The sequence below is a fragment of the Reyranella sp. genome (genome assembly GCF_965279625.1).
Lineage (GTDB): Bacteria > Pseudomonadota > Alphaproteobacteria > Reyranellales > Reyranellaceae > Reyranella.
On sequence record NZ_OZ257251.1, the window covers coordinates 1,623,982 to 1,649,610 of the forward strand.

Annotated in this window: 22 protein-coding genes; 16 read left to right on the top strand and 6 right to left on the bottom strand. The window is 66.7% G+C overall.

The genetic code is table 11. The features are described 5' to 3' along the window. The first annotated feature begins 8 nt into the window (after positions 1–8). Positions 9–677, top strand: a complete 669-nt coding sequence (locus ACQY78_RS07915; protein WP_428684377.1) for an HAD family hydrolase — start codon at positions 9–11, stop codon at positions 675–677. 5 nt (positions 678–682) lie between these two features. After that, positions 683–1,246 carry a hypothetical protein gene (locus tag ACQY78_RS07920; RefSeq protein WP_428684379.1) on the top strand — a complete coding sequence of 188 codons (564 nt, stop codon included), beginning with the start codon at positions 683–685 and terminating at the stop codon, positions 1,244–1,246. Between the two features lie 103 nt (positions 1,247–1,349). Here ACQY78_RS07920 and ACQY78_RS07925 read toward each other — a convergent pair whose 3' ends face one another. The 3 genes from ACQY78_RS07925 to gluQRS are packed head-to-tail and all read right to left on the bottom strand — an operon-like array spanning position 1,350 to position 3,847. Continuing rightward, entirely contained in the window at positions 1,350–1,757 is a 408-nt protein-coding gene (locus ACQY78_RS07925) for a hypothetical protein (protein WP_428684381.1), read from the bottom strand. Positions 1,758–1,815: 58 nt separating this feature from the next. After that, positions 1,816–2,973 carry an aromatic ring-hydroxylating oxygenase subunit alpha gene (locus tag ACQY78_RS07930; protein WP_428684383.1) on the bottom strand — a complete coding sequence of 386 codons (1,158 nt, stop codon included), beginning with the start codon at positions 2,971–2,973 and terminating at the stop codon, positions 1,816–1,818. 10 nt (positions 2,974–2,983) lie between these two features. Continuing rightward, positions 2,984–3,847 (bottom strand): tRNA glutamyl-Q(34) synthetase GluQRS, encoded by an 864-nt coding sequence (gene gluQRS, locus ACQY78_RS07935; RefSeq protein ID WP_428684385.1) that lies wholly within the window; start codon positions 3,845–3,847, stop codon positions 2,984–2,986. A gap of 48 nt (positions 3,848–3,895) precedes the next feature. On the opposite strand from gluQRS, the gene ACQY78_RS07940 reads away from it, so the two are divergent. From ACQY78_RS07940 to ACQY78_RS07955, 4 genes are all read left to right on the top strand, one after another. Then, entirely contained in the window at positions 3,896–4,615 is a 720-nt protein-coding gene (locus ACQY78_RS07940) for a DNA-3-methyladenine glycosylase family protein (protein WP_428684387.1), read from the top strand. Beyond that, positions 4,612–5,286, top strand: coding sequence for an alpha/beta hydrolase (locus tag ACQY78_RS07945; RefSeq protein ID WP_428684389.1), 675 nt, complete (start codon positions 4,612–4,614; stop codon positions 5,284–5,286). The genes ACQY78_RS07940 and ACQY78_RS07945 overlap by 4 nt, the downstream gene beginning before the upstream one ends. An 8-nt stretch (positions 5,287–5,294) precedes the next feature. Then, positions 5,295–6,515: a serine hydrolase domain-containing protein gene (locus ACQY78_RS07950; protein WP_428684391.1), complete on the top strand. Its 1,221-nt coding sequence runs from the start codon at positions 5,295–5,297 to the stop codon at positions 6,513–6,515. A 91-nt stretch (positions 6,516–6,606) separates the two neighbouring features. Beyond that, positions 6,607–7,911, top strand: a complete 1,305-nt coding sequence (locus ACQY78_RS07955) for an MFS transporter (protein WP_428684393.1) — start codon at positions 6,607–6,609, stop codon at positions 7,909–7,911. Here the strand turns inward: ACQY78_RS07955 and ACQY78_RS07960 are convergent. Next, positions 7,885–8,496: a GNAT family N-acetyltransferase gene (locus tag ACQY78_RS07960; protein WP_428684395.1), complete on the bottom strand. Its 612-nt coding sequence runs from the start codon at positions 8,494–8,496 to the stop codon at positions 7,885–7,887. The genes ACQY78_RS07955 and ACQY78_RS07960 overlap by 27 nt on opposite strands. A 184-nt stretch (positions 8,497–8,680) precedes the next feature. Between ACQY78_RS07960 and ACQY78_RS07965 the strand changes: the two genes are divergently transcribed. The 4 genes from ACQY78_RS07965 to ACQY78_RS07980 all read left to right on the top strand — a co-directional run bounded on the left by ACQY78_RS07965 (position 8,681) and on the right by ACQY78_RS07980 (position 12,151). Then, positions 8,681–10,114: a carotenoid oxygenase family protein gene (locus ACQY78_RS07965; RefSeq protein WP_428684397.1), complete on the top strand. Its 1,434-nt coding sequence runs from the start codon at positions 8,681–8,683 to the stop codon at positions 10,112–10,114. Between the two features lie 2 nt (positions 10,115–10,116). Continuing rightward, on the top strand, positions 10,117–10,782 hold the full coding sequence (locus ACQY78_RS07970) for a glutathione S-transferase family protein (RefSeq protein ID WP_428684399.1): 666 nt from the start codon (positions 10,117–10,119) through the stop codon (positions 10,780–10,782). Positions 10,783–10,863: 81 nt separating this feature from the next. Continuing rightward, positions 10,864–11,865 (top strand): NAD(P)H-dependent flavin oxidoreductase, encoded by a 1,002-nt coding sequence (locus ACQY78_RS07975; RefSeq protein ID WP_428684401.1) that lies wholly within the window; start codon positions 10,864–10,866, stop codon positions 11,863–11,865. A gap of 16 nt (positions 11,866–11,881) precedes the next feature. Beyond that, a complete protein-coding gene (locus tag ACQY78_RS07980; RefSeq protein WP_428684403.1) occupies positions 11,882–12,151 on the top strand; it encodes a hypothetical protein in 270 nt (89 codons plus the stop codon). Positions 12,152–12,292: 141 nt separating this feature from the next. Here ACQY78_RS07980 and ACQY78_RS07985 read toward each other — a convergent pair whose 3' ends face one another. Continuing rightward, positions 12,293–16,786 carry an ATP-binding protein gene (locus ACQY78_RS07985; RefSeq protein WP_428684405.1) on the bottom strand — a complete coding sequence of 1,498 codons (4,494 nt, stop codon included), beginning with the start codon at positions 16,784–16,786 and terminating at the stop codon, positions 12,293–12,295. 1,014 nt (positions 16,787–17,800) lie between these two features. Here ACQY78_RS07985 and adhP point away from each other — a divergent pair. The 4 genes from adhP to ACQY78_RS08005 all read left to right on the top strand — a co-directional run bounded on the left by adhP (position 17,801) and on the right by ACQY78_RS08005 (position 22,209). After that, a complete protein-coding gene (gene adhP, locus ACQY78_RS07990) occupies positions 17,801–18,859 on the top strand; it encodes an alcohol dehydrogenase AdhP (protein WP_428684407.1) in 1,059 nt (352 codons plus the stop codon). Positions 18,860–19,054: 195 nt separating this feature from the next. Beyond that, complete coding sequence (locus ACQY78_RS07995; protein WP_428684409.1) at positions 19,055–20,290, top strand: efflux RND transporter periplasmic adaptor subunit; 1,236 nt, start codon at positions 19,055–19,057, stop codon at positions 20,288–20,290. Continuing rightward, positions 20,283–21,509, top strand: a complete 1,227-nt coding sequence (locus ACQY78_RS08000; RefSeq protein WP_428684411.1) for an FtsX-like permease family protein — start codon at positions 20,283–20,285, stop codon at positions 21,507–21,509. The genes ACQY78_RS07995 and ACQY78_RS08000 overlap by 8 nt, the downstream gene beginning before the upstream one ends. Beyond that, a complete protein-coding gene (locus ACQY78_RS08005) occupies positions 21,502–22,209 on the top strand; it encodes an ABC transporter ATP-binding protein (protein WP_428684413.1) in 708 nt (235 codons plus the stop codon). The genes ACQY78_RS08000 and ACQY78_RS08005 overlap by 8 nt, the downstream gene beginning before the upstream one ends. A 4-nt stretch (positions 22,210–22,213) precedes the next feature. Here the strand turns inward: ACQY78_RS08005 and ACQY78_RS08010 are convergent, their stop codons facing one another. Next, positions 22,214–22,915 (bottom strand): VIT1/CCC1 transporter family protein, encoded by a 702-nt coding sequence (locus tag ACQY78_RS08010; RefSeq protein WP_428684415.1) that lies wholly within the window; start codon positions 22,913–22,915, stop codon positions 22,214–22,216. A gap of 789 nt (positions 22,916–23,704) precedes the next feature. Here ACQY78_RS08010 and ACQY78_RS08015 point away from each other — a divergent pair. Together ACQY78_RS08015 and ACQY78_RS08020 are read left to right on the top strand one after the other, a co-directional pair. Then, positions 23,705–24,481 (top strand): Crp/Fnr family transcriptional regulator, encoded by a 777-nt coding sequence (locus ACQY78_RS08015; RefSeq protein WP_428684417.1) that lies wholly within the window; start codon positions 23,705–23,707, stop codon positions 24,479–24,481. Continuing rightward, complete coding sequence (locus ACQY78_RS08020; protein WP_428684419.1) at positions 24,474–25,610, top strand: SbmA/BacA-like family transporter; 1,137 nt, start codon at positions 24,474–24,476, stop codon at positions 25,608–25,610. Before ACQY78_RS08015 ends, ACQY78_RS08020 begins: the two co-directional genes overlap by 8 nt. Positions 25,611–25,629: the final 19 nt, after the last annotated feature.

A 25,629-nucleotide genomic window follows, 5' to 3' on the forward strand; every position in this document is an offset into this window, starting at 1 on the left:
GGAGAGGCATGGACCGGCTCCTGATCTTCGATTGCGACGGCGTGCTCGTCGACAGCGAGATTCTCGAGCACACGGTCGACGCCGAAATGCTGGCGGTCCATGGTTATCATCGAACCGCGCAGGAACTCCTCGGCCGGTTCGTCGGCATCTCGCGCAAGGACATGTACGCGACTGTTTTCGACGAACTCGGTCGTCCGATTCCTGCGGATATTCTGGATGTCCGGGAACGTACGGTGTGGAGTCGCTGCGCCAGGGACCTGCGCATCGTCCCCGGCGTGGATGAAGCCCTTAGAATCCTGTCTGTACTGCCCAGATGTGTCGCCTCGTCCAGCACACCCGACAAGCTACAGATGAAGCTCGAGATCACGGGCCTGGCACCGTGGTTCGCGCCCAACATCTTCAGCACTGCGCTCGTACAGCGTGGCAAGCCCGCGCCCGATATCTACCTCCACGCCTCACAAGCAGTCGGCGTACCGCCCGAACGATGCACCGTGATCGAGGATTCTCCTCATGGCATCGCCGGCGCACGCGCTGCGGGGATGCATGCGATCGGTTTCGGGGGAGGCGCACATGCGACGGCGTCGTTGCGAACCCAGCTCGTTGATGCGGGAGCCGACGCCGTCGCCAACTCGATGGACGAGTTGTCCTCATTGTTGCTGGCCGCTCCGCCGAGCTGAGCTCGATGAAGCTCAGCCGCCAGACGCGCCTCTACATCGCGCTCGGCCTGGCGCAGGTCGCGGCGCTGGCGGTGCTCGCGTGGTTCGCCGAACGACAGGTGGCGCTGGGTCCGACCGACAAGCTCGGTTGGCGGCCTTTCACCTGGCCGCTCTCGACCGAGCGTGCGCCTGCGGGCCGCGCCTACAGCGGCGAGGATCACGATGTCTATGTCTGGCTGACCTTGAACGGTCTCGGCAGCAGCGGGGACTGCCCGGAAGGCATCGCGAGCGACGAAGCCTTGGAGCGTGCCGTCGACATCCGTCTCCTCGATCCGCGCTTCGCGCCGGTGGGGCCCGGCGAGCGGCTGCGTGTGACAGACCTCGTGGGCTGGACCCGCGTCTACGTCCATCGGCGCAACAACAAGTCCCTGCGCTACGGGGAGGCCGTCGCCGTTCCCTACAAATGCGACGTCATCACCGCGATCATAAACGGCGATTCGCGCGATCCGGCGAAGCGAAAGGCGGCGCACGAGTTCCTGGAATCGAACACCGTGCAGGTCTGGATCAACAAGCAGCTCGAGGGGCGGTAACCCTCCTGTCGTCCTGAGCGCAGCGAAGGACCTAGCGGAAAGAACAGACGACTCCCTAGCCAGCGTGAGATCCTTCGCTGCGCTCAGGAGGACAGCAATGTCGTTACAACTTCACCGGCACCTTGCGCGCAAAGAACGCCGCGATAACGGCAAAGACCATGCTCGCCAGCCACAGCCAGTAGCCTTCGCGCAGGCCGGTGATGGGGTTGGCCATGCCGGCTTCGTTGGTGATCACGCTGGTCTCGAAGATGAACGAGCCGGCGAGCGCCAGAGCTGCCAGGGACAGGATCAACGCCGGGATGCGGCGCGCGAACAAAGTGGCGATCCACGAGACGCCGAGCAACGGGTTGGCGAACCAGCTCGTGTGGCCTAGCGCGCCGAACAGCAGGATGCTCCAACCCTGCCAGTCCGAGCAGATGCCCGAGACGCAGAACGCGTCCTGCCTGAGGCTCGCGGCGAACAGGATGACGCTGAGCACCAGCGCCACGCGCGTGGTTCGGCTGACCGTCATCTCGAAAATCCCGTCGTCCTTCGACTGCGCCGCACTTCGCTCTGGACGACGGAGAAGATCAAGCCGCAACACCCAGCGCGCTGCGGATCGAGCGATGGAAATGGACGAGCGAGGGCTCGTTGCGGCCGTAAATCACCTCTTGCGTGGCGCCGGATTCGAAGCCGATCTGCATGCGTTCGCCCAGCGGGAAATCCTCGTCCAGCACGGTGCGGATGGCGATGTCGCGGTTCTTGGCCCAGTGCTTCTCCGGGCGGTCGCTGTCGGCGGGACGATAGAGCGAGAATTCGACGGAGCAGCTTCCGGGGTCTTTGCGATCGGGGAAGGCTCGCCAGACCTCGATATGATCGACCTGCCAGATGACGATGGTGTTGGGGAAGAGCTGGTAGATCGCGATGATGTGCGGGCTCAGGTTGCGTTCGTCGTCGGGCAGCGCGCGCAGCGCCTCGATCGAGGTGCGCGGCACGCACATGCGGCCGTGGCTGCCCGCGCCGTCGAAGGTGCCGCAGTTGCCGATGAAGTACGGCGCGATGGTTTTCCGGTGCAGGTGCGGGATGTGATAGCCCTCGAGGAACGTATCGATGGCGAACTTCCAGTTGATGCGCGGCGTGATGCGGTCGACCGAATAGAGCGGATAGGTCTCGGGCTGCAGCGCCGCGAAGTCCGCAACAAACGAGCCCAGCACCGCATCGACGTCGATCCCGGCACTCTCGCCCTCGCCCACGGGCGTCGCGCGGACAAAGATCATGCCGTGCTTCTCGCCGGCCGGGAGCCGCACCAGACCGTGCGCGCCGAGATCGAGGCCGGCGAAGCCCGCTTTGTCGGTGACGCCCAGCAGCTTGCCCTGCAAATCGTAGGTCCAGGCATGATAGGGGCAGACGAAGGCGCGGGCATTGCCGCAACCCTCGGCCACGGGCGCGCCGCGATGGCGGCAGATGTTGGCGAAGGCACGCACCTCGCCGTCGCCCCCACGCACCAGCAGCACCGGCATGCCGGCCACGTCCTCGGTGATGTAGTCGCCCGGTTTGGAGAGCCGGGACGACAGGCCCATGAACAGGGGCTGGCTGCGGAAAAGCGCGTCACGCTCGCGGGCGGCGCGCTCGCGGCAGGAATAGGCATCGACACGATTGCGAAACAGCGCGTCGGCGAGATCGGTGGTGCGGCCGTCGATATGGCCGAGCAGCCGCCTCCCGACGGCCAGTTGTTCTTTCCGGTCCATGACCGAAGTGTCAGCCCTTCACGGGGGTCGCGCAACTCCAACCGTCGATCATTTGGAAGACGTCCGCCGGCGTTCTCCCGGTCTCGCGCAATGCCCGGATGGTGAGGTCGCGGTCGCGCTTGGCGAAGCGGCGGCCGCTGGCGTCGGTCAGCAGCGGATGATGCGCATATTGCGGCGCAGCATAGCCCAGCAGCTTCTGCAGCAAGGCATGTACATGGGTTGAGGGCAGCAGGTCGATCCCGCGCGTCACCAGGGTGACACCCTGCAGATGGTCGTCGACCGTTACCGACAGATGGTAGCTGGTCGGCGTGTCCTTGCGCGCGATCACGAAGTCGCCCATCAGCAACGGCTGGCCCTCGATCCGGCCCAGCGTCTCGTCGAAGAAGGAATATGCCCCCGCCTGCTCCGCCGCGTGGGCGCAATCGAAGCGCATGCAGTGTTCCACGCCCGCCGCGATGCGGCGGCGGCGCTCGTCGTTCGAGAGGTGCCGGCAGGTGCCGGGATAGAGCGGCCCGTCGGGCCCGATCGCCGTCGGATGCGGCGCGCTCGTGGAAGCCGCGATGTCGGCGCGGGTGCAGAAGCAAGGATAGACCAGGCCGCGCGCGTCGAGCTGGTCCATCACCCGACCGTAATCCGCGAAGTGGTCCGACTGGCGCCGCACCTCGCCGTCCCAGGCCAGGCCGAGCCACTGCAGGTCCGCCAGCATCGCGGTTTCGTACTCGCGGCGGCAGCGGCGGGTGTCGATATCCTCGATGCGCACCAGGAAGGTGCCGCCCGCGTCGCGCGCGCGCCGCCAGGCGATGCGAGCCGAATAGGCGCTGCCGAGATGAAGTTCGCCCGTCGGACTGGGGGCAAAACGCGTGACGACGGTCATGATACGACGTTACAGCGCCCCCTCGCCGCGTGCTATGGCGAGAGCAACATGGCCAAAACGGCACCCAAGACAAAACCCAAGACGGCACCCTCTCCCGCCTCCAGCGTCATCCTCGACAAGACGACGCTGAAGCAGGCGCTGGCCGAGCTGGCGTCGGCCGATCCCGATATCGCCCGCGCCCTTGCAGAAGCGGGCCATCCGGAATTGCGCGACATGCCGACGGGCTTTGGCGGGCTGATGCGTTCGATCGTGGGCCAGCAGGTCTCGGTACATGCTGCGCGCAGCATCTGGCTGCGGCTCGAAGCGGCCGTGCCATCGATGGAGCCGGCGGATTTCCTGACGATGAACGACGAGCAGCTGCGCGCCGTCGGCCTCTCCGGCGCCAAGATGAAGTACGGCCGCAGCCTCGCCACCGACATCGTCGAAGGCCGCATCACTTTTGACGCGCTGCATGAACTCGACGACGCGGCGGCCATCGCCATGCTGACGCAGGCCAAGGGCATCGGACCGTGGACGGCGGAGATCTACCTGATGTTCGCGCACGGCCGGCCCGACATCATGCCGGGGCTCGATCTCGGCCTCGTCGTAGCGGCCCAGCATCTCAAGAAGCTGCGCACCCGCCCCGACGCAAAGCGGCTTCTCAAAATCGCCGAGGCGTGGCGGCCCTGGCGCAGCGCGGCCGCGCTCGTGCTCTGGCACTATCGCCGCAACATGCCGGACTGGGGCGCCCCCCGCTCCTCTTCCAAGACGGAGAAAGTAGCCAAATGACCACGAAGAAGATCGACGGCCCCAGCCACGGCCCGCACGCCGGCGGCAAGCCCGGCCATCTCGTGATCCTGCTGCACGGCTACGGGGCCGACGGCAACGACCTGATCGGCCTCGCGCCGGTGCTGGCGCCGCTGATGCCCGATGCAGTGTTCCTCGCGCCCAACGCGCCCTACCCCTGCGAGGGCAATCCGATGGGCTTCCAGTGGTTCGGTATCTCGCGCCTCGATCCCGAGGTCGCGGCGGCCGGCGTGCGCTCGGCCGCGCCCTTCGTCGAGCAGTTCCTCGACGACACGATGGCGAAGTACGGGCTCGATGAATCGAAGACCGTCCTGATCGGCTTCAGCCAGGGCACCATGATGGCTCTGCATGTCGGCCTGCGCCGCGCCACGTCGCTGGCCGGCATCGTCGGCTTCTCCGGCATGCTGGCCGCGCCGGATTCGCTGAAGGACGAGATCAAGTCCAAGCCGCCGGTTCTGCTGGTCCATGGCGACAGCGACGAGATGCTGCCGGCCGTCCTGACCCAGCGCGCCGCGCAGACGCTGCAGGAAAACGGCGTCGAGGTCGGCGTGCACATCGCCAAGGGCGTCGGCCACGGGATCGACCAGAGCGGACTATCCCACTGTGCGCGCTTCGTGCTCGACGCTTTCAAGATCCCGGTGCCGAAGCAATGAGCGCGGGCATGACCCAGGGCACCTGCCGGCCGGGCTTCGAGAGGGTCGCCGAGGCCTTCGAGCGGAACCTCGAGGAGAAGCGCGAGATCGGCGCCTCGGTGTGCCTGACGGTGGGCGGCGAGACGGTGGTCGACCTGTGGGGCGGTGTCGCCGATCCCAAGACGCAGGCGGCGTGGACGCGCGACACGGTGAGCATCGTCTTCTCCTGCACCAAGGGCGCCACGGCGCTCTGTGCGCATGTGCTGGCAAGCCGTGGTGACCTCGACCTCGACGCGCCGGTCGCCGAGCTGTGGCCGGAGTTCGCGCAACACGGCAAGGAGCGCGTGACCACGCGCATGATGCTCGACCATTCCTCGGCGGTGCCCGCCGTGCGCGCCAAGGTGAAGGACGACGGGCCCTACGACTGGGCCTACATGACCGAGCGGCTGGCGGCCGAGGTCCCGTTCTGGGAGCCCGGCACGCGCAACGGCTATCACGGCTTCACCTTCGGCTGGACCGTGGGCGAGATGGTGCGGCGTGCCAGCGGAAAATCGCTCGGCACCTTCTTCCGCGAGGAGATCGCTGGGCCGCTGGGTCTCGATTTCTGGATCGGCCTGCCCGAGGAGATCGAGCCGCGGGTCGCGCCGATCGTGGCCCATGTCTACAAGGCGGCCGACGCGGTGACGCCCTTCATGCGCGACCTCGCCACCAACAAGGAATCGGTAGCGGCGCTGTTCTATTTCAACAACGGCGCCTGGCGCTCGGGCGGCGCCAACACACGGGCCGGCCACGCCGCCGAGATCGGCGCCGCCAACGGCATCACCAACGCCCGCGGCCTGGCCGGCATGTATGCGCCGCTGGCCAACGGCGGCGGCGACCTGGTCGATGCCACGACGCTCGCCCGCATGGCCGAGGTCTCGATGGCGACACACGACGACGCCACCCTGCGCATCCCGACGCGCTTCGCGCTGGGCTTCATGAAGTCGATGGACAACCGCAAGCGCAGCCTCGCCGCGAAACTGTGGGGCGAGGATTGCGACAGCGTGATCCTGGGCAGCGCCGCCTTCGGCCATGTCGGCGCCGGCGGCTCGCTGGGCTTCGCCGACCCGGTCGCGGGCCTGTCGTTCGGCTACACGATGAACCGCATGGGCCCGGGCCTGCTCATGAACGAACGCGGCCAGTCGCTGGTCGACGCGGCGTATCTGTCGCTCGGCTATAAGAACAATGACGGCGGCGTTTGGGTTCGGTAGATGCAGCATCACACACCCACCTCACCCTGAGAGCTTGCCCAATACGCTCACAAGCTCTCAGGATGAGGTTGTGCGGGAGTTCTAGCGCCCGATGATCCCCGTCTTCCGTCCGCTCAAGGACCCCGCCGTGGCCACGATCTGGTCGGGCCTCGCCGCCTCGACCATCGGCGAGGACCTGTTCCGCGTGGCCGTCGTGTGGATCGCGGCCGCCCAGATCGGCAATGCCGCGGGTTACGTGAACGCCACGCAGTATGCCGCCATGCTGGTGGTCGGCCTGCTGGGCGCCTCGGCCTTCGACCGCTGGCGCGCCGACCGCGCCATGATCGGCGCCAAGTATGCGAGCGCGGTGCTGGCCATACTGCCGGTGATCGGCTTCTACATCTGGGGCATCTCGATCCCGCTCCTCATCCTCTCCGTCATGGGCCTCGCGGCCATGCGCATGGTGTTCACGCCGGCGCTGCAGTCGGCTGTGCCGGTGCTGGTCACCGATCGCGACGCGATGCAGGCGATCAACGGCCTGTTCGACGCGACGTGGCGGCTCGCCCGCCTGATCGGGCCGATGATGGCGGCGGTCCTGAACACGCTTCTGCCGGTGATCCACTTCCTGTCGATCACCGCCGTCGGCTTCGTGCTGTCGGCGCTGGCGGTCTGGGCGGTGCGCGACCGGCTGTACGACGCGGCCTACAAGCCGCGCCCCGGCCGGGGTGGCCTGCGCGGCGCCTGGGACGCCCTGCTCGACGGCGCGCGGCTGATGCTGCGGCAGCGCACGATGGGCGCGCTGCTGCTGATCAACGCCACCGCCAACGGACCATGGAGCGTGGCGCTGCAGCTCTGCATCGCGCTGATGGTAGTCGAGCACGATCCGCACCTGTTCGGCCTGCACGGCCTCGCCTCGCTCGGCATGATCGTCGGCGCCTGCGGCGTCGGCGACGTGGTCGGCAATCTGGTAGCGGGCAGCGTCCGCTTCCGCCGCGTGCTCTCGACCATGTTCCTGGGCTACGTGGCCATGGGCACCGGCTTCGCCCTGATCGCGCTGGCCGCCTGGGGCATCGAGAACCCCTACAAGCTGCCGGCGATGATGCTGGCGGGGCTGGTCGCGGGCTTCGGCGGGCCCTTCTTCTTCATCCCGATGATCACCCGCATGCAGACCGTGTTCCGCGGGCCCGAGATCGCCCGCGTCTTCCGGCTGCGGCTCGCCGTCATGGCGGGCTCGATGCTGCTGTTCAATCTCGCGGCCACGCCACTGTTCGACCTGATCGGCCCGACCCACACCGAGTTCTATTTCGGCCTACTCCTGCTGGCCCTGGGCGTCGCCGGCTGGTTCCACTACCGCAAGGTTGAGGACCGTGAGGCCGCAGGTGCCGCGGCGTCAGTCGAGCAACGGCACGTGCCGTGAGCAGTCGCGCGGCAGGGCGCCGGTGAGGCGCGGGTCGGGGAACACCTCGACCTGGAAGGCAAAGGGCACGAAACCGGAGCGCCGGTAAAAAGCGAGCGCCGCCGGATGGTCGAGCGTGCAGGTATGCACCCAGAACCGCCGGATGGGCCGCGCCCAGGCCCGCGCGATCGCCTCGTTCATCAGCGCACGGCCGACACCCGTCCCCACCAGTCCCGGCGCGACACCGAAGAACACCAGTTCGCACTCCCCCGCCTGGCTGAAGTCCAGTTCGAGAATCCCGGCATCCCGCCCGTCCTGGCGTAGCGCGAAGAACTCCACCTGCGGATTGTCGAGGATCGCCTGCAGCTTCTCGTCCGCCATCACCAGCCGCGAGAACCACAGCCACTCCGTCCCCACCGCGCGATAGAGATTGCGATAGGCCTCGATCATGCGCTCCAGAGGCTCCAGCGTGACACCCGCCGGAAAGGGCCGTGCCGGTCGCTGAGGCGGACGGCTCAACATTTCGAGGCTCGTCACGACGGCTGCGACATGTCCGGGAGGAACGGCCGAATAGCCGGGCGGAAGGATGGGATTGCTGTTGCTCATGGTGGTCCTTGATTAGCCATCTAGATCGAACCGGCCAAGCACCCGGAGGCGCGCAAGCGTGTCGCGCGCTGTTCTGATTGTCGTCGCAGCGTCACCAAAAATGTCTGATTTTCGCCCTTGCGGGAAACGCCGTGTATCTATAACGTCCCATAGATACACGGCGTTACCCAGAAGGAGACTTCCCGTGGCCAAGGCATTCCCGACCGATAATCCGTTCCTCAAAGGCTACTTCGCGCCCGTCAACACCGAGGCCGATGCCGGGCATCTCCACATCAGCGGCGAGATGCCAAAGGAACTCTGCGGCACGCTCTACCGCAACGGACCGAACCCGCAGTTCGCGCCGCGCGGGCCCTATCACTGGTTCGGCGGCGACGGCATGATCCACGCCTTCCACATCGAGAACGGCAACGTCTCCTACAAGAACCGCTGGGTGCGGACCCCGAAGTGGAAGATCGAGAACGAGGAGGGCGAAGGTCTATCCGGCACATTCGGCAATCCGCGCTACACCGACCCGCGCGTCTTCGCCCTGAATTCGACCATCGCCAACACCAACATCGTCTGGCATGGCGGCAAGCTGCTGGCGCTCGAAGAGGCGCACGCGCCCTTCTCGCTCGACCCCAAGAGCCTGATGCCGGTCGGTCCGAAGGACGGCGGCTACGAGACGTTCGGCGACAAACTGGTCGGGCCGTTCACGGCGCATCCCAAGTTCGATCCCGAGACCGGGGAGATGATCTTCTTCGGCTATTCGGCGACGGGCCGCTTCACCAAGGAAGTCAGCATCCAGACCGTGACCGAGGACGGCACCGTCACGCGCGCCGAGATCCTCGAGGGGCCCTTCCCGTCGATGATCCACGACTTCGCCGTGACGAAGAACTGGATCATCGTGCCGGTCTTTCCGCTCACCTCGTCGATGGAACGCGCGATGGGCGGCCTGCCGCCGTTCGCCTGGGAGCCGGACAAGGGCACGCACATCGCCTTCATCCCCCGCAAGGGCAGCGTGGCCGACGTGAAGTGGGTGACGGCGCCGCCGTCCTACGTCTTCCACCCGATGAACCATTTCGAGACAGCGGACGGCAAGGTCGTGATCGACGTCATGAAGTATGACGTGGCGCCGCTCTTCCCGCTGCCCGACGGCTCGCCCTCGACCAAGGAGCCGCCGGCGGCCCGCCTGTTCCGCTGGACTTTCGATCTCGGCGGCCACGGCAACACCTTCCGCGAGGAGCAGCTCGACGACCGCGCCGGCGAGTTCCCGCGCTTCGACGAGCGCTTCTGCATGAGCGACTACCGGCATGGCTGGATCGTGTCGGGCAACATCGCCCATGCCGGCGTCCGGCGCGGCGAGGGCATCACCCATTACGACCTGAAGAAGGGCACCAATGCGACCTGGAAGGCGGGCGAGGACGACCGCTTTGGCGAGCCGGTGTTCGTGCCGCGCCACGACAAGGCCCCGGAAGGCGACGGCTGGGTGCTGTCGGTGATCTACCGCTCCGGGGAAGGCCGCAGCGACCTCGCGGTCTTCGAGGCGACCGACATCGCCCGTGGCCCCGTGGCGCTGGCCCATCTCAGCAGCCGGGTCCCGGCGGGCTTCCACGGCAACTGGCGTCCCGGTACGCTGTGACGATGATCACCGTCCATCACCTGAACAATTCCCGCTCGCAGCGTATCCTCTGGATGCTCGAGGAGCTCGGCCTGCCCTACGAGGTGAAGCGCTACCAGCGCAAACCCTCGATGCAGGCGCCGGATGAACTGCGCAAGGTGCATCCGCTGGGCAAGTCGCCGGTGATCACCGACGGCGACAAGGTATTGGCCGAGTCGGGCGCCATCCTCGAATACCTGTCGGAGACCTATGGCGGCGGCCGGTTCACTCCGGCCCTCGGCACGCCGGAGCGGCTGAACTACACCTATTTCATGCACTACGCGGAGGGCTCGCTGATGCCGCTCCTCTTCATGAAGCTGGTGTTCGGGATGCTGCCCGCGCGCGTGCCCTTCCTGATGCGGCCGGTGGCGCGTGCCATTTCGGGCGGCGCCGACAAGACGTTGCTGATGCCGCAGATCGGCAATCACTTCATGTTTCTCGAAGGCGAGCTGATGCGCCGAGAGTGGTTTGCCGGCCCGGACTTCACCGCCGCCGACATCCAGATGAGCTTCCCGCTGGAGGCCGCCACGGCACGCTCGCCGATGATCAACAAGATGCCCAAGCTCAAGGGCTTCCTCGACCGAATCCATGCCCGCCCCGCCTACCAGCGGGCGCTGGAAAAGGGCGGCGCCTACGAGCTGGCGAAGTAGCTGCGCCGGCTGGCGATAGGGGCCGGGGCCGTGCTAGGCCCGTGGTCCGGACGATAACGAACGAATCCAAGGAGCGAAACGATGGCCCTTCCCGCCCTGCTGCGCGACAACCTCTCGATCCCGGTGGTCGGCGCGCCGCTGTTCATCGTGTCCAACCCCGACCTGGTCATCGAGCAGTGCAAGGCCGGCGTCGTCGGCTCCTTCCCGGCGCTGAACGCGCGGCCGAAGGAGATGCTCGAGGAGTGGCTGAAGCGCATCACCGGCGAGTTGGCCGAATACAAGGCCAAGCATCCGGACAAGAAGGTGGCGCCCTTCGCGGTCAACCAGATCGTGCACTCGTCGAACGACCGCCTGCAGCACGACATCGACATGTGCGAGAAGTACAAGGTGCCGATCCAGATCACCTCGCTGCGCGCGCCCGACGACGTCGTCGTCTCGGCGCATCGCTACGGCTGCCTGGTGTTCCATGACGTGACCAACGTGACCCACGCCAAGCGCGCTCTGAAGGCCGGCGTTGACGGCCTCATCCTGGTCTGCGCCGGCGCCGGCGGCCATGCCGGCCGCCTCTCGCCCTTCGCGCTGGTGCCGGAAGTGCGTCAGTTCTACGACGGCACCATCCTGCTCTCGGGCTCGATCTCCAACGGCGCCTCGGTGCTGGCCGCGCAGGCGCTGGGCGCCGACCTCGCCTATCTCGGCACGCGCTTCACCGCGAGCAAGGAAGGCAACGCCACCGACGCCAACAAGCAGTGCATCATCGAGTCGACCGGCGAGGAGATCGTCTACACCAACCTCTTCACCGGCGTGCACGGCAACTACATGAAGCGCAGCATCGCGGCCGCCGGCCTCGATCCCGACGCGCTGCCGGAAGCCGACAAGAGCAAGATGAACTTCGGTTCGGGCGGCAACATGAAGGTCAAGGCGTGGCGCGACATCTGGGGCGCCGGCCAGGGCGTCGGCCAGATCCACGACGCCCCGCCGGCCGCCGAGATCGTGGCCCGGCTCAAGGCCGAGTACGACGCCGCCCGCGCCGCGCTGTTCGCCGGCGAGACGGTGCCGACGAGGCTTCAGCAGGCCGCCGAGTAAGCCGGCCGGCCCCCGGATGAGAGTGCGTCTCCTGCGCCTCGCCCTCGTGGCGCTGCTGGTCGTCCCCGGCGCGGCGGCGGCGCAATCCGGCATCGACGGCCGCCTGAACGACCTGCAGCGCTCGCTCTCCGCGATCGCGAGCCAGGTCGAGCAGCTCAAGGTCCAGGACCGTCAGCTCGAGCAGCAGCTCACGAGGATGCAGACGAGCTTCGAGCAACGCATCGAGCGGCTGGAGAAAGCTCCGGCCGCCAAGCCCACGCCAAGGACGGGCCGCTCCAGGCACTGACCGCCGTCGAAGGCGGGGTTCCAGCGGATAACCGAAACAAACGAAGCCGGAGTCGCAGCCCCGAAATGACGCACTCACGCAACAATGTTGCTCGCCGTCGCTTCCATCAACACTGCCTGACGGCCCGCTGACGCGGACGCGTCACTTCATGTCGAGGACGTCGCGGATGCGGGCGGCGAGCTGCTCGAAGGTGAAGGGCTTGGTAATGAGCTGGACGCCGGCGTCGAGGCGACCTTGGTGGACGATGGCGTTGCGCGAATAGCCGGTCGTGAACAAGATCTTCAGACCCGGCCGAAGTTCGGAGGCCATGTCGGCCAGGACGCGACCGCTCCTGCCGGGGAGCACCACATCGGTGAACAGCAGGTCGATGCGCGTCGGGCCGCGCAGGACCGCGAGGGCCGATTCCGATTCGGAGGCTTCGAGGACACGATAGCCCAGTTCCTTCAGCACCATCGAGCTGTAGGTGCGCACGTCCTCGTTGTCCTCGACGACCAGGACGACTTCGCCGTCGCTGCTCGTCGGCACGGCAACAGCATTGCTTTCGTCGGCCTGCGCCGTCGCCCCGAGGAATCTCGGGAAGTACATCCTGACCGTCGTGCCGTGCCCTTCCTCGCTGTAGATCGTGACGTGTCCGCCCGACTGTTTCACGAAGCCGTACACCATGCTGAGGCCCAGGCCAGTGCCGCGGCCCACCTCCTTGGTGGTGAAGAACGGCTCGAAGACCCGCATCACCGTTTCCGGCGACATGCCGTGCCCTGAGTCGCTGACGCAGATCGCGACGTACTGGCCCGGCTTCACTTCCGTATCGACCGCAGCATAGGATTCGTCGAGGGCGGTGTTCACCGTCTCGATGGTGAGCTTGCCGCCCGCGGGCATGGCGTCACGCGCATTCACCGCGAGATTGAGCAGCGCGCTTTCGAGTTGGTTCTGATCGACCTCGATCGGCCACAGGCGCGGCGCCAGCACGCCCTCGAGCTCGATCTGCTCGCCCAGCGTCCGGTGCAGCAGCTCGGTCATGTCACGGACCAGCACGTTGAGGTCGACCGGCTTGGGCGCCAGGGGTTGCCGGCGCGAGAAGGCCAGCAGCCGCGCCGTCAGGCTGGCCGCGCGCTGGGCGCCCTGCAGGGCGATGTCGACGGCGCGCTGGACCCGCGCCGTGTCGCCCGGCTTGGCCCGCCGCACCGTCTCGAGGCCGCCGATGATGACGGTCAGCAGATTGTTGAAGTCGTGCGCGACGCCGCCGGTGAGCTGGCCGACGGCTTCCATCTTCTGCGCCTGGCGCAGCGCCGCCTCGGCCTTGCTGCGTTCCTCGACCTCGCTGGCGACACGCTGTTCCAGCGTCTCGTTCAGGGTCTTGAGCAGGGCCTCCGTCCTGCGCCGCTGCTCGAGCTCGCGCGCGTTCTCCTGGAACAGCCGCGCATTGTCCATGGCGACGGCGGCCTGGCTGGCGAGGCCCACCACGCGTTCCTTCGCCAGTTCGCCGAACACTCCGGCCCTGGAATGACCGAGCAGCAGCCCGCCCAGCACCTCCCCGGTACGCAACCGTACCGGCACCGCGAGGTAGCTGCGCACGGGCAGATGTCCCGGCGGCATCCCATGATAGGGTGCCGCGCGGCCGAAGCGCGGGTCCTGGGTGATGTCGTCAGAGAGAACGACCGCGGTGCCGCTGAAGGTCGGCTCGAAGATCGCGGTATTGCGCGGCATCGGGAACTTTGCGAAGGCCTCGCGCGGCGCGCCGGACAGCGAATAGAGCATATAGCCCTCACCCGCATCGTCGACGACGTTGTAGAAGAACGCGCCGAACTGGGCGCCCGTCACGGCCACGCAGGCATCGGTGATCGTCTGGACCAGGCGTTCGTGATCGAGATCGCCCGAGACGGCGGCCGAAGCCTGGCTGATCACCTCGAGAGCCGCGCGGCTTTCGCGGATCTCGTTCTCCGCCGCCTTGGCCTCTGTGATGTCGATGACGACGCCCACCATTCGCTTGGCGCCGTCGCTGCCGGTCTCGATGCGGCCGCGCGCTACCACCACGTGCGCGATGCCCGAGCCGGTAACGCGGTATTCCTCCTGGTAGGGCTCGCTCGTCGCGATCGAACGGGCGATGGCCTTCGTCACTCGGTCGCGATCTTCCGGGGCGATGCCGGCGATGAAGTCGCCGAGGGGCAACCCCTTCTCGGCGTCCTTCTGGGCGATGCCGAAAACCTCCGCGAGCGGCCCCGAGATCGCCAGCGTGTCGCTGTCGACCGTCCACTCGAAGACGGCCACGCGTCCTGTCGACAAGGCCAGCGCGAGGCGATCCTTGGTCATCAGGAAGCGCTGCTCGCTCTCGAAGATCGCGCGGCTCGCCTCGCGGCGCAGCTCCGCCATCTGGATGTTGGCGTTGACCCGCGCCAGCAATTCGCGCGCGGCGAACGGCTTCACGAGATAGTCGTCGGCGCCGGCTTCGAGACCCTCGACCTTCGCTTCCTCGCCGGCCCGCGCCGAGAGGAGCACGATCGGGATGCTGGCCGTCGCGGGGTCCATGCGAATCGCGCGCAGGACACCGAAGCCATCGAGACCGGGCATCATCACGTCGGTCAGCACAAGGTCGGGTGCTTCCCGCCGCACCGCCGCCACGGCGGCCTCGCCATCGGCCACCGGCTCGACCTGATAGCCCTGGGCGACGAGCAGGCGGCCGACATAGGAACGCATGTCGGCATTGTCGTCGGCGAGCACGATGCGCTTTCCCGTGCCGACCGGAACAATCCCCGACATGGAGGCGGAAAGATCGCCCGCGGCTTCCGCCGACCGGGCGTCCGGCAGCCAGCCCATCGCCTCCTCGACATATTCCTGGGCGCGCACCACATCGGTCGACAGGTCGACCTCGTCGATGACCTGCGCGGCAGGAAGATGCGCATGGCCGAACGGCAGGGTGATCGTGAAGCTCGTGCCCTGGCCGACGCCGCTGTCGACGCGGATCTCTCCACCTTGCAGCCGGACCAGCTCCTGCACCAGCGCCAGACCGATACCACTGCCCTCGAAGCTGCGGCTCTTCGCGCCCTGTACGCGATGGAACCGCTCGAACAGGCGCGGCAACTCGCTTTGGGCGATGCCGATGCCGGAGTCGCGCACCTCGATGCTCGCTCCCTTGCCGTCGGCACTCGCGACGACCGAAACCCTGATCTCGCCCGCGAAGGTGAACTTGAAGGCATTGGAAAGAAGGTTCAGCAGGACCTTCTCCCACATCTCGCGATCGACATAGACCGGTTGGGGCAGCGTCTCGCACTCGATGACCAGTTTGAGGTCGGCCTTCTCGATCGTCGGGCGGAAGCTCGAGGCGATGCCGGTGGTGAAGCGGGCAAGGTCGGTCGGCCTGTAGGCGGCCTGCATGCGGCCCGCCTCGATCCGCGAGAAGTCGAGCAGCGAATTGACGAGGCGCAGCAGCCTGTTACCGTTGCGATGCGCCAGCGCCACATGGCCGCGTGCATCTTCCACGGACAGCCCGCCGGCCAGCACCTCTTCAAGCGGCCCCAGCATCAGCGTCAGCGGGGTGCGGAATTCGTGGCTCACATTGGAGAAGAAAGTGGTCTTGGCACGGTCGAGTTCGGCCAATGCCTCGACCCGCCGGCGCTCCTCCTGGTAGGCGTCGGCGCTGGCAATACCGGTTGCGATCTGGCCCGCGATCAGGTTCACGAACTCTGCGTAGACGTCATCGAACAGCCGGTAGGGGCTGAGGCCGACCACGAGAAAGCCGGCGCGTCCGGTTTCGCGGGACGCCGGCACGGCCACGACCGCTGCCCATTGGGTCGCCCGGTCCCAAGCCCCGCCCGCCACGGTGGCGCCGAATGTGCGACCGAGATCGACCAGGCGCGGCGGCTCCTCTTTCGTCAGGCCCTCGATCGGCCAGGACGACGACCCGTTCGCGGGATGCAGGGCTTCGACCGCAGCCGGATGGCCGGGCGGCAGGCCGTGGCGCGCGGCCAGCACCGCCTCCTCGCTGCCCGGCTGCACGACATAGAGAAGCGCGAAGGTGATGTCGCGCGGGTTGATCGAGAGCGCCGCGACGCTCTGGCGGCTGGCATCCTCCCAGGTCCGCGCATCGACGGTGCGTGCGGCGAGTTCCCGAAGCGTCGCGACCTGCCGGTCGCCGATCACCCGCGCGGTATCGGCGGTGTTGGCGCAGATGATGCCGCCCGGCTTGCCGTCATCGTCAGGAATCGGACTGTAGGAGAAGGTGTAGTAGGTCTCTTCCGGATAGCCGTTGCGCTCCATCAGCAGGAGCTGCTCCTCGACGTAGATGCCCTCGATGCCGCCCATCGCGGTGTCGAGCAGCGGGCCGATATCCGTCCAGATCTCGGACCAGACAACTTTCGTCGGCTTGCCCACGGCGTCCGGGTGCTTCCCGCCGATGATCGACTTGTAGGCGTCGTTGTAGAGATAGATGAGCTCGGGTCCCCAGCCGATCCAGATGGGCTGGCGCGACGTCAGCATGATGCGGACGGCCGTTTTCAGGCTCTGCGGCCATGCGGCCGGCGGCCCCAGGGGATTGTTTCGCCAGTCGTACCCCCGGATCAGCGCCCCCAACTCGCCGCCACCGGCGAGAAAAAGGAGAGAGGAGTCGTCGGATGTCGTCAGGCGATCGTCGATATCCGGCATGGGCCTTCGGTGTGCTGAATACGGGGGCGCGAGAGCGGCGGGATAATGCGGTTTGCTGCAACAAATGTGAAGCCACTGCAGAAACACGGTTCCGGGAAGGCGTTTGCCCGGACAGCGAGCCTCCGGCCCGGCCCTCCAAAGTATGGTGAGCCCGTGATCTCGAGGTACACCACGTCTGGAAATCGTCCTCGATCAGCCTCAGCACGGCAACGAAACGGGCCCCGTAGCAGTTGTCTCGCCATGGTCGACACCCCCAAGCCACCTTCGGCATCCCGTCCTTCGCCCCCGCCGCCCTCAGCTCCGTCTGAACTGTCCCCCGAACGCGACTACGAACGGCTGAACCCGGGCGCCGGCGGACCGCCCGGCCAACAACAGGAGCGTGGTGTGAAAGAAAATCCCCGCACGACGCGCGACGATGGCGGTGCGGCCCTCCCCGGCAGCCAGAATGAGGATGTCAAAGGAAGGCCGCCCAAGGGACCTCGCGGAGGAAGTACTTGAGGGGAGCACCTGCTTCATGAACGACGTCGAGCTCAGTCGAGAACTGGATCTCGCTGCCCGCCAAGCCGGCGAGGCGCGGGCCCGCGTCGAGGAGATCTCCCCTCACTCCGCGGCCTATCAATCGGCCGTCATCGCCTCTCCAGGCGACGGTCCTTCACCTCTCCATCGTTACCGTGGCACAGGCGCGACAGCACGAATGGCTGGTCGCCGAAGTCGAGGACCTCAAGCAAGCCGTGGGGCTGCAACAGGGCTCGATGCATTGAGGCATGCCACCCCGTCCCCCGGATAGGGCCGGGACAATTCCACCGGGTCGGTCTTCCCGCGATGGTCAATACAAGACAGACCAGCGTCGCGCCTGCGGGTAAGATACTTCTCGATCCGGGTGCTCATTCGCCAGCGAATGTCGAGACTTCCCCGGAAACGCCAGCGGCCGGTCGGCCCCGCTCGCGACCTCAAGCTTTCCGTCGCCCCAGGACACGTCCGACGTCGGGCTGCTTTGAGATTGGACTCCCGCGCATGACACGAACGATGCACGCCGCTGTCGTCGAACAGTTTGGCAAGCCACTCGCTTTCCGTGAGATGAGCATCCCCACGCCTGGGCCGGGGCAAATCCTCGTCAAGACCGAAGCGTGCGGCGTCTGCCACACCGATCTTCACGCCGCCCAGGGCGACTGGCCGGTCAAGCCGACACTGCCCTTCATTCCCGGGCACGAAGGAATCGGGCGCGTCGCTGCGGTCGGTGCCGGCGTAACCTCTGCGAAGGAGGGCGATCGTGTGGGCGTTCCGTGGCTGTATTCAGCCTGCGGCCATTGTGAGTACTGCCTCTCCGCACAGGAAACAGTGTGCGGAAAAGCCGAGTTCGGCGGCTACACGAAGAACGGCGGCTTTGCCGAATACATCCTCGCCGATCCTGATTATGTGGCACACATCCCGAACGGACTTTCGCCGCGTGAGGCGGCCCCCCTGATCTGCGCCGGCATCACCAGCTACAAGGGCATCAAGGAGACGCAAGCCCGTCCCGGCGAATGGATCGCCATCTCCGGCGCCGGCGGGCTCGGTCATCTGGCGATCCAGTATGCCAAGGTCATGGGCCTGAAGGTCTGCGCCGTCGACATCGACGACGGCAAACTCGCGCATGCCACGAAGCTCGGCGCCGATCTCGTGATCAATGCCAGAGACGGCGATCCGGCGGCCGCGCTGAAGAAGGCGACCGATGGCGGTGCGCATGGCGTTCTGATCACCGCGCCTTCGCTCGGCGCCTTCCGCCAGGGCGTGGCGATGACGCGCAAGCGCGGCACATGCGTCCTGGTCGGTCTGCCGCCGGGCGAATTCCCGGTGCCGTTGTTCGACGTCGTGGCGAACTGCATCACCATCCGTGGTTCCTTCGTCGGCACACGCGCGGACATGGCCGAAGCGCTCGCTTTCGGTGCCGAGGGCAAGGTGAAGGCGGACATCGAGCTGCAGCCGCTGTCGGCCATCAATACGGTCTTCGACCGGCTGGGCCGGGGCGACGTGCCATCGCGCGTCGTGCTCGATTTCGAGAATCCGGGCCATGCATCGGCCAGAGAAGAATGACAGCGTGACACTGCACGGGCGACCAGCCCGGAGGTGACATTTGCCCTTCTCCTGCCGCCGGACGGCATCGTCATATCGAGCGATGCTCTCGCATGGACGAGACACGGTCGGCACGCACTGGTCGATCTTTGATGGATGTCAAAGCGTAGAGCTGCCGGGGGCAGTATCAGATCATTCCACAACGCACGGTCAAATATGACGGCCAAGACCGCGCTCGGCTTCCTTTGGATTTGGCGATGGCGGATCCTGGCCGGACTTGGCGTGCTCGCCATTCTGGTGACACTCGGTCCGCCCCTGGTGCTCGGTCCCGTGGTCACGGTCGAAACAGCAGCACGACGCGACATCGTCCAGACCGTGGTCGCGGTCGGACATGTCGAATCCCGGTATCGCGTCGACATCGGGGCGCAGTTGACCGGCGTGGTGGCCAGCGTTCCTGTCGAGGAAGGCCAGTCCGTGAAGGAAGGCGAGTTGCTGATCCTTTTGGACGACAAGGATCTTCGCGCGGTGGTCGACCAGGCCGAAGGCGCCCTTTCCTCCGCGCAGTCCCGCTTCCGGCAGATCGAACAGAGCACCCTGCCGACCGCGCAGGAAGCCCTCGGCCAGGCCGAAGCCAACCTGCTGAACGCCCAGAAGACGTTCGACCGCACGAACAAGCTCCAGGCGGAGCACTTCGCCACCACCTCCCAGCTCGACACCGATCAACGCGATCTCGACGTTGCGAAAACGCGCGTCCGCGCGGCGCGGCTGGTGGTCACCATCAACCAGCCCGGCGGCACGGAATACCAGTTCGCCCAGAACGAAGTGGCGCGGGCCGAAGCGAACCTGAGGTCCGCCCAGGCGCGGCTGTCATATGCCCGGATCCTGGCCCCGCGCGACGGCACGCTGATCTTCCGGGACGTCGAACGTGGCGACCTCGTCCAGCCGGGCCACATCCTGATGAACCTGTCGCCGGCCGGCGAGATTCAGCTGGTGGTGCAGATCGACGAGAAGAATCTCGGCCTGGTCGCCCTGGCGAACAAGGCGCTGGCCTCGGCGGAGGCCTATCCCGACAAGAGCTTTCCCGCCGAGGTCGTCTACGTCAGTCCCGCGGTAAACCTTCAGCGCGGCTCGATGGAGGTAAAGCTTCGCGTGGCACCGGCCGATGCGCCCCCCTACCTGCGCGAGGACATGACCGTATCGGTCGACATCGAGGTGGCCCGCAAGAAGGATGCCGTGGTCCTGCCGCTGCGCTTCGTGCGCGACCTCGAGGGCGCAGCGCCCTGGGTGCTCAAGGTCGAGGGTGGTCGTGCGCGGCGTCAGCCGGTGAAGATCGGCCTGCGCGGCGCCAGGGTGGTCGAAATCGCCGAGGGCCTCGCGCCCGGAGACCGCGCGGTCGCGCCCGATGCTGCCGTCGCCGACGGCCGGCGGATGCGGGCCGCGGCACATGAATAGGTGGATGCCGTTCGAATGGATCGCCGCCCTTCGCTTCCTGCGCGAAGGCCGCATGCAGACCCTGTTCATCATCGCCGGGGTGTCGGTCGGCATTGCCGTAATCGTCTTCATGTCGGCACTGCTGACCGGCTTGCAGGCCAATCTCACCAAGCGGGTGCTGAGCTCCCAGTCGCACATCACGCTGCAGCCACGCGACGAGATCGCGCGGCCCTTGAGGCTCGGCGGAGATGATCTCGAACTGCCGATCATGCAGATGCCCCTGCAGCGTGTCCGCTCGATCGACCAGTGGCAGGGGCTGGTGCGGGTGCTGCAGGACGATCCCGGCATCGTCGCGGTGTCGCCGGTCGCCACCGGATCGGCGCTGGCAGTACGCGGCGACGCCACCCGCGCGGTCAGCATCGTCGGCATCGAGCCCGACAGTTATTTTCGCATCGTCCGGCTGCCGGACAACATCGTCGCCGGCACGGTGCGGCTGAGCAGCCAGGACATCGTCATCGGCACCGAACTCGCCCGCTACCTCGGCATCGGCGTGGGCGACCGCCTCACCCTGACGGCCGGGGCGAGGACCAGCGGAGCCCTCACCGTCACCGCCATCTTCGATCTCGGCAGCCGGCCGGTGAACGAACGCTACGTCTACATCCCGCTGCGCACCGCCCAGAGCCTGCTCGACCTGATCGGCGGCGTGACCAGCATCGAACTCACCATCGCCGACGTCTATGCCGCCGAGACCGTGGCCCGCCGCCTGCAGCCGATGACCGGCGCCGCCGCTTACAGCTGGATCGCCACCAACGCCCAGTTCTTCTCCGCCGTGCAGGCACAAAGTCTGTCGAGCGGCGTCATCCGCCTTTTCGTGGCGCTGTCGGTGGCGCTCGGCATCGCCAGCGTCCTCGTCGTTTCGGTCATCCAGCGCTCCAAGGACATCGGTATCCTGCGGGCTATGGGGACGTCGCGCGGCCAGACGCTGCGTATTTTCCTCATCCAGGGCGCGCTGATCGGTCTGGTCGGCTCCGTGGTCGGCTCGATACTGGGCGCGGGCGGCCTGCTCCTCTTTCACGACCATGTGCGTCAGGCCGACGGCAGCGAACTGATCCCACTCGTCCTCGAACGCTCGCTGTTCGCCGCCGCCGCCCTGCTGGCGACGCTGACCGGCGTGCTGGCGGCGATGGCGCCGGCGCTGCGTGCCTCCCGGCTCGACCCGGTGGTGGCGATCCGTGGCTGACGACGTCCTGCGGCTCGAGCAGGTGCGGAAGTCCTACAACGTCGGCCGTCCGACCGAGACGGAGATCCTGCATGGCATCGACCTGACGTTGGGTCGCGGCGAGTTCGCGGCCCTGATCGGGCCCTCCGGCTCGGGCAAGAGCACGCTGCTGAACGTCATGGGCCTGCTCGACCGGCCGACCTCGGGCCGGCTGTTCGTCGACGGACAGGAGACCGGCGCGCTCGACGACCGGGAGCTCACCCGGCTGCGCGGGCGCAGCATCGGCTTTGTCTTCCAGCATCATCTCCTGATCACCGCCTTCACCGCGCTGGAGAACGTGATGATGCCCATGCTGGTCGAGCGCGGCTTCCCCGACGACGCCATGAAGAAACGGGCGCTCGAGCTGCTCACCGGACTCGGGCTGGGACAGTGGCAGCATCACCTCGCCAATGCCTTGTCGGGCGGCCAGCAGCAGCGCGTTGCCGTGGCGCGGGCGCTGGCGATGAAGCCGGCACTGGTGCTGGCCGACGAGCCGACCGGAAACCTCGACACGAGGTCGGCCGAGGGCGTGTTCGAAATGATGCGCGAGGTCAACCGCAAGAGCGGCACCAGCTTCCTGATCGTCACCCACAGCCTGGAGATCGCGCGCGGCTGCGACCGCATCATCGAACTGGTCGACGGCCAGATCGTAGCGTCAGGCACGGCGCCCACAGCCGCCTAGAACGTCAGACGACCGTCCCGAACAGGCGGCCGATGCCGGCGGTCAGCGCCATGGCGAGCGCGCCCCAGAAGGTGACGCGGACCGTGGCGCGCCAGATGTCGGCACCGCCGGCGCGCGCGCCGATGGCGCCGAGAAGGGCGAGGAAGACCAGCGAGGCGGCGCTCACCGCGACCACCAGCCACGCCGCGGGCGCCACCACGACCATGAGCAGCGGCATGGCCGCGCCAACGGAAAACGTCGCGGCCGAGGTGAAAGCGGCCTGGAGCGGGCGGGCCGTGGTGGTGGCGGAAATCCCGAGTTCGTCTTGGGCGTGGGCCGCCAGGGCGCCCTTGGCCATCAACTGCTCGGCCACCTGCCGCGCCAAGGCCGGTTCGACCCCGCGCTTGACGTAGATGTCGGTCAGTTCGTCGCGTTCAGAGCCAGGGTTGGCGGCAAGCTCCGCCCCCTCACGCGCCAGGTCGGCGTGCTCGGTATCAGCCTGGGAGCTCACCGAAACATACTCGCCGGCGGCCATCGACATGGCGCCGGCGACCAGAGCCGCCACGCCCGCGATCAGCACGTCACCCGGTGCGGCGGCGGCGGCCGCTACGCCCACGATCAGGCTCGCCGTGGAGACGATGCCGTCATTGGCGCCAAGCACGGCGGCGCGCAACCAGCCGATTCGTTGAACGAGATGGTTCTCCCGGTGCAGGCGCAGTCTTGTCATGCGGCGGACTGTCGAGCGCTCACAGGCGTCCCGTCAACATCAGAACGATGACAATGATCAGGATGGCCACCGAAACGGCGGTCGAAGCCACTTAGGAGGAAGACGAGCAAAAAGGTAGCGACCGACATGATGCTGTCTCCTCGGCAGACCGGGTGTTGCCCGCCGACATGTCCAGGCGAAGGCCATGGCGAACTCCGTGCCCCGAGGTGCTTCCTTAGCTCCGGCGTTATCCATACACACATTCGATGACGGGGATTGTTCGAATGCCATGAGGTCAACTTTCCAGACGAGCTCCAGACACCCGAAGCCGAATGACAGGAACAAGTCGGAAAAAAGGTGCCGTCAATCAGCGCCGGCATTCGGCCATCGGGATGCTCCCGCGGCGAGTCAGGTCATGAGGCCCATGGACACCTCCATGCATGTGCCTCTTGCAACGCAGAGCCGAGGTACAATGTCGGACACTGGAAATCCCACGAATGCGATCTCCGACGTATTCCACGGTTACCGCCGACTTCGGTGCGACGACTCGACATTGCCGGTCGGCAAGCGCAAGTTGCAAATGGCTGAATGCCCTTGGGTGTTGGAATGCAATCATTCATTCACCGCAGGAATCTCGAGACGATCTAGGGCTACACACCGGAGCAAATGACACGCTTGTGTCGGGCCCAGGATGTCGTTGTCCCAGGATCAAGCGAAAGAGCCAACGAGCATCCGGGAAGCGGGAAACCGATTGGCAGGAACTGTCGCCAGCGGGCGCTTCCATGACGAGGCGCATCAAGAGGTGACAACATGACAGGGCGCCAGCCGAACAAGACGGCTGACAACAGGTTGCTGGCATTGCTGCCGGCGAAGGATCGCAGGCGCCTCGAGAAACATCTCGAGCGCATTCCCCTCACCTACCGGCAGTCGCTCTACCGCGCGCGCCAGCCGCTCGATTTCGTCTACTTCATCGAAACCGGCGTCGGATCGCTCGTCAACACCATGTCCAACGGCGCGGCGGCCGAGGTCGGCACGATCGGAAACGAAGGCATTGTCGGCTTGCCGCTGTTGCTGGGCGACGACCGCGCGCCGACCAGCGTTTACGTCCAGGTGCCTGGCAAGGGCCTCCGCATGGGAGCCGCCCTGTTCAGCGCCAAACTGGCGCGCAGCGCCTCGATGCGGGTTGTAATGCTGCGTTACGCCCATGCGCTGTTCAACCAGGTCGCACAATCGGCGGCGTGCAATCACTTCCACTCCCTGGAGCAACGCTGCTGCCGCTGGATGCTGATGACGCACGACCGCATGAAGACCGATAGCTTCCTCCTGACCCAGGAGTTCCTGGCCATGATGCTCGGTGTCCAGCGCACCGGTGTCTCGGCAGCGGCAGGAAAGCTGAAGCAGGACGGCCTGATCCGCTACAGCCGCGGCATCGTCGACATTCTCGACCGACGTGGCCTGCGCGAGCGTTCGTGCGAATGCTATGGCGTCTCGAAGCGCGAGTTCGATCGCCTGCTTGGTGATCCCCCCGCTCAAGCGGCGCAGGCGCGCGAGGTCAAGCCCCGCCAGCGGCGCGTCGTCCGTGATTGATGCCAGCCTGTTGGACCTCGGGTCCCGTCACCCGCTTCGCCGCTTCTGGCACAGCGCGCGGCACTTCTGGCACGGTCCGACGGCCCGGCTCGCCTGGGGACTGATCGCCACGCTGGTCGTGATCACGGTGCTGCAGCTGCTCGTGCAGTACCGCCTCAACATCTGGAATCGCGACTTCTTCAATGCGCTCGAATTCCGGGACGCCGCAGAACTCTGGCACCAGACCCATCTTCTCGCGCTGTTCGCCGCGCTCAGTATCGGCCTCGCCGTGACCGCCGTGTGGGGCCGCATGACCTTCCAGCGCTCCTGGCGCGCATGGGTCAGCCGGCATCTCATCGACGCATGGCTGGGCGGCGGCCGCTACCTTCACATCGAAATGGGAAATGGCGAGCACCAGAATGCGGAATACCGGATCACCGAGGATGCACGGCTCGCGACCGACGCGCCGATCGACCTCGTGGTCGGGCTGCTCGCGGCAGTGCTGACGGCCGGGACGTTCGTGGTCGTGCTATGGCATGTCGGCGGTGCGTTGGACGCCACGGTTCTGGGGGTGAGCTTCACCATCCCGGGATATCTGGTCGTGGCCGCCGTCGCGTATGCGATCCTGACCACGGGTACGCTGATGATCGTCGGCCGGCACATGATCGGGGTCATCGAGTCCAAGAACCAGGCCGAGGCGGAACTGAAGTATGCCGTGGCCCACCTGCGCGAGCGTGCGACCCGGCGCATGGCGCCGGGCGACGTCCAGGAAGCGGCATCGGAGGTCGGTTCGGCATTGGGCGACGTCCTGCGCGAATGGCACCTCCTGGCCTGGCAGTATATGCGCACCACCTACATCTCCCATGGCAACACCCTGCTGGCGCCGTTGGTTGGCCTGATTCTGTGCGTTCCCCACTATGTGCAGGGTACGATGCTGCTGGGAGACGTGACGCAGGCGGCCGCGGCCTTCGTTGCCGTCCAGGGTGCCTTCAACTGGCTGATCGACAACTTCCCGCGCCTCGCCGAATGCCTTTCATCGGCCAATCGGGTCGGCAACCTGCTGCTGGCCTTCGATCAGCTCGAGGTGGCGGAAGTGGTGCCGCCCCTGGCTGCCGACAGCCACAGGAAAGGTCCCTCGCTTCGCCCGTAGCGACACGCTAAGAGCGGTC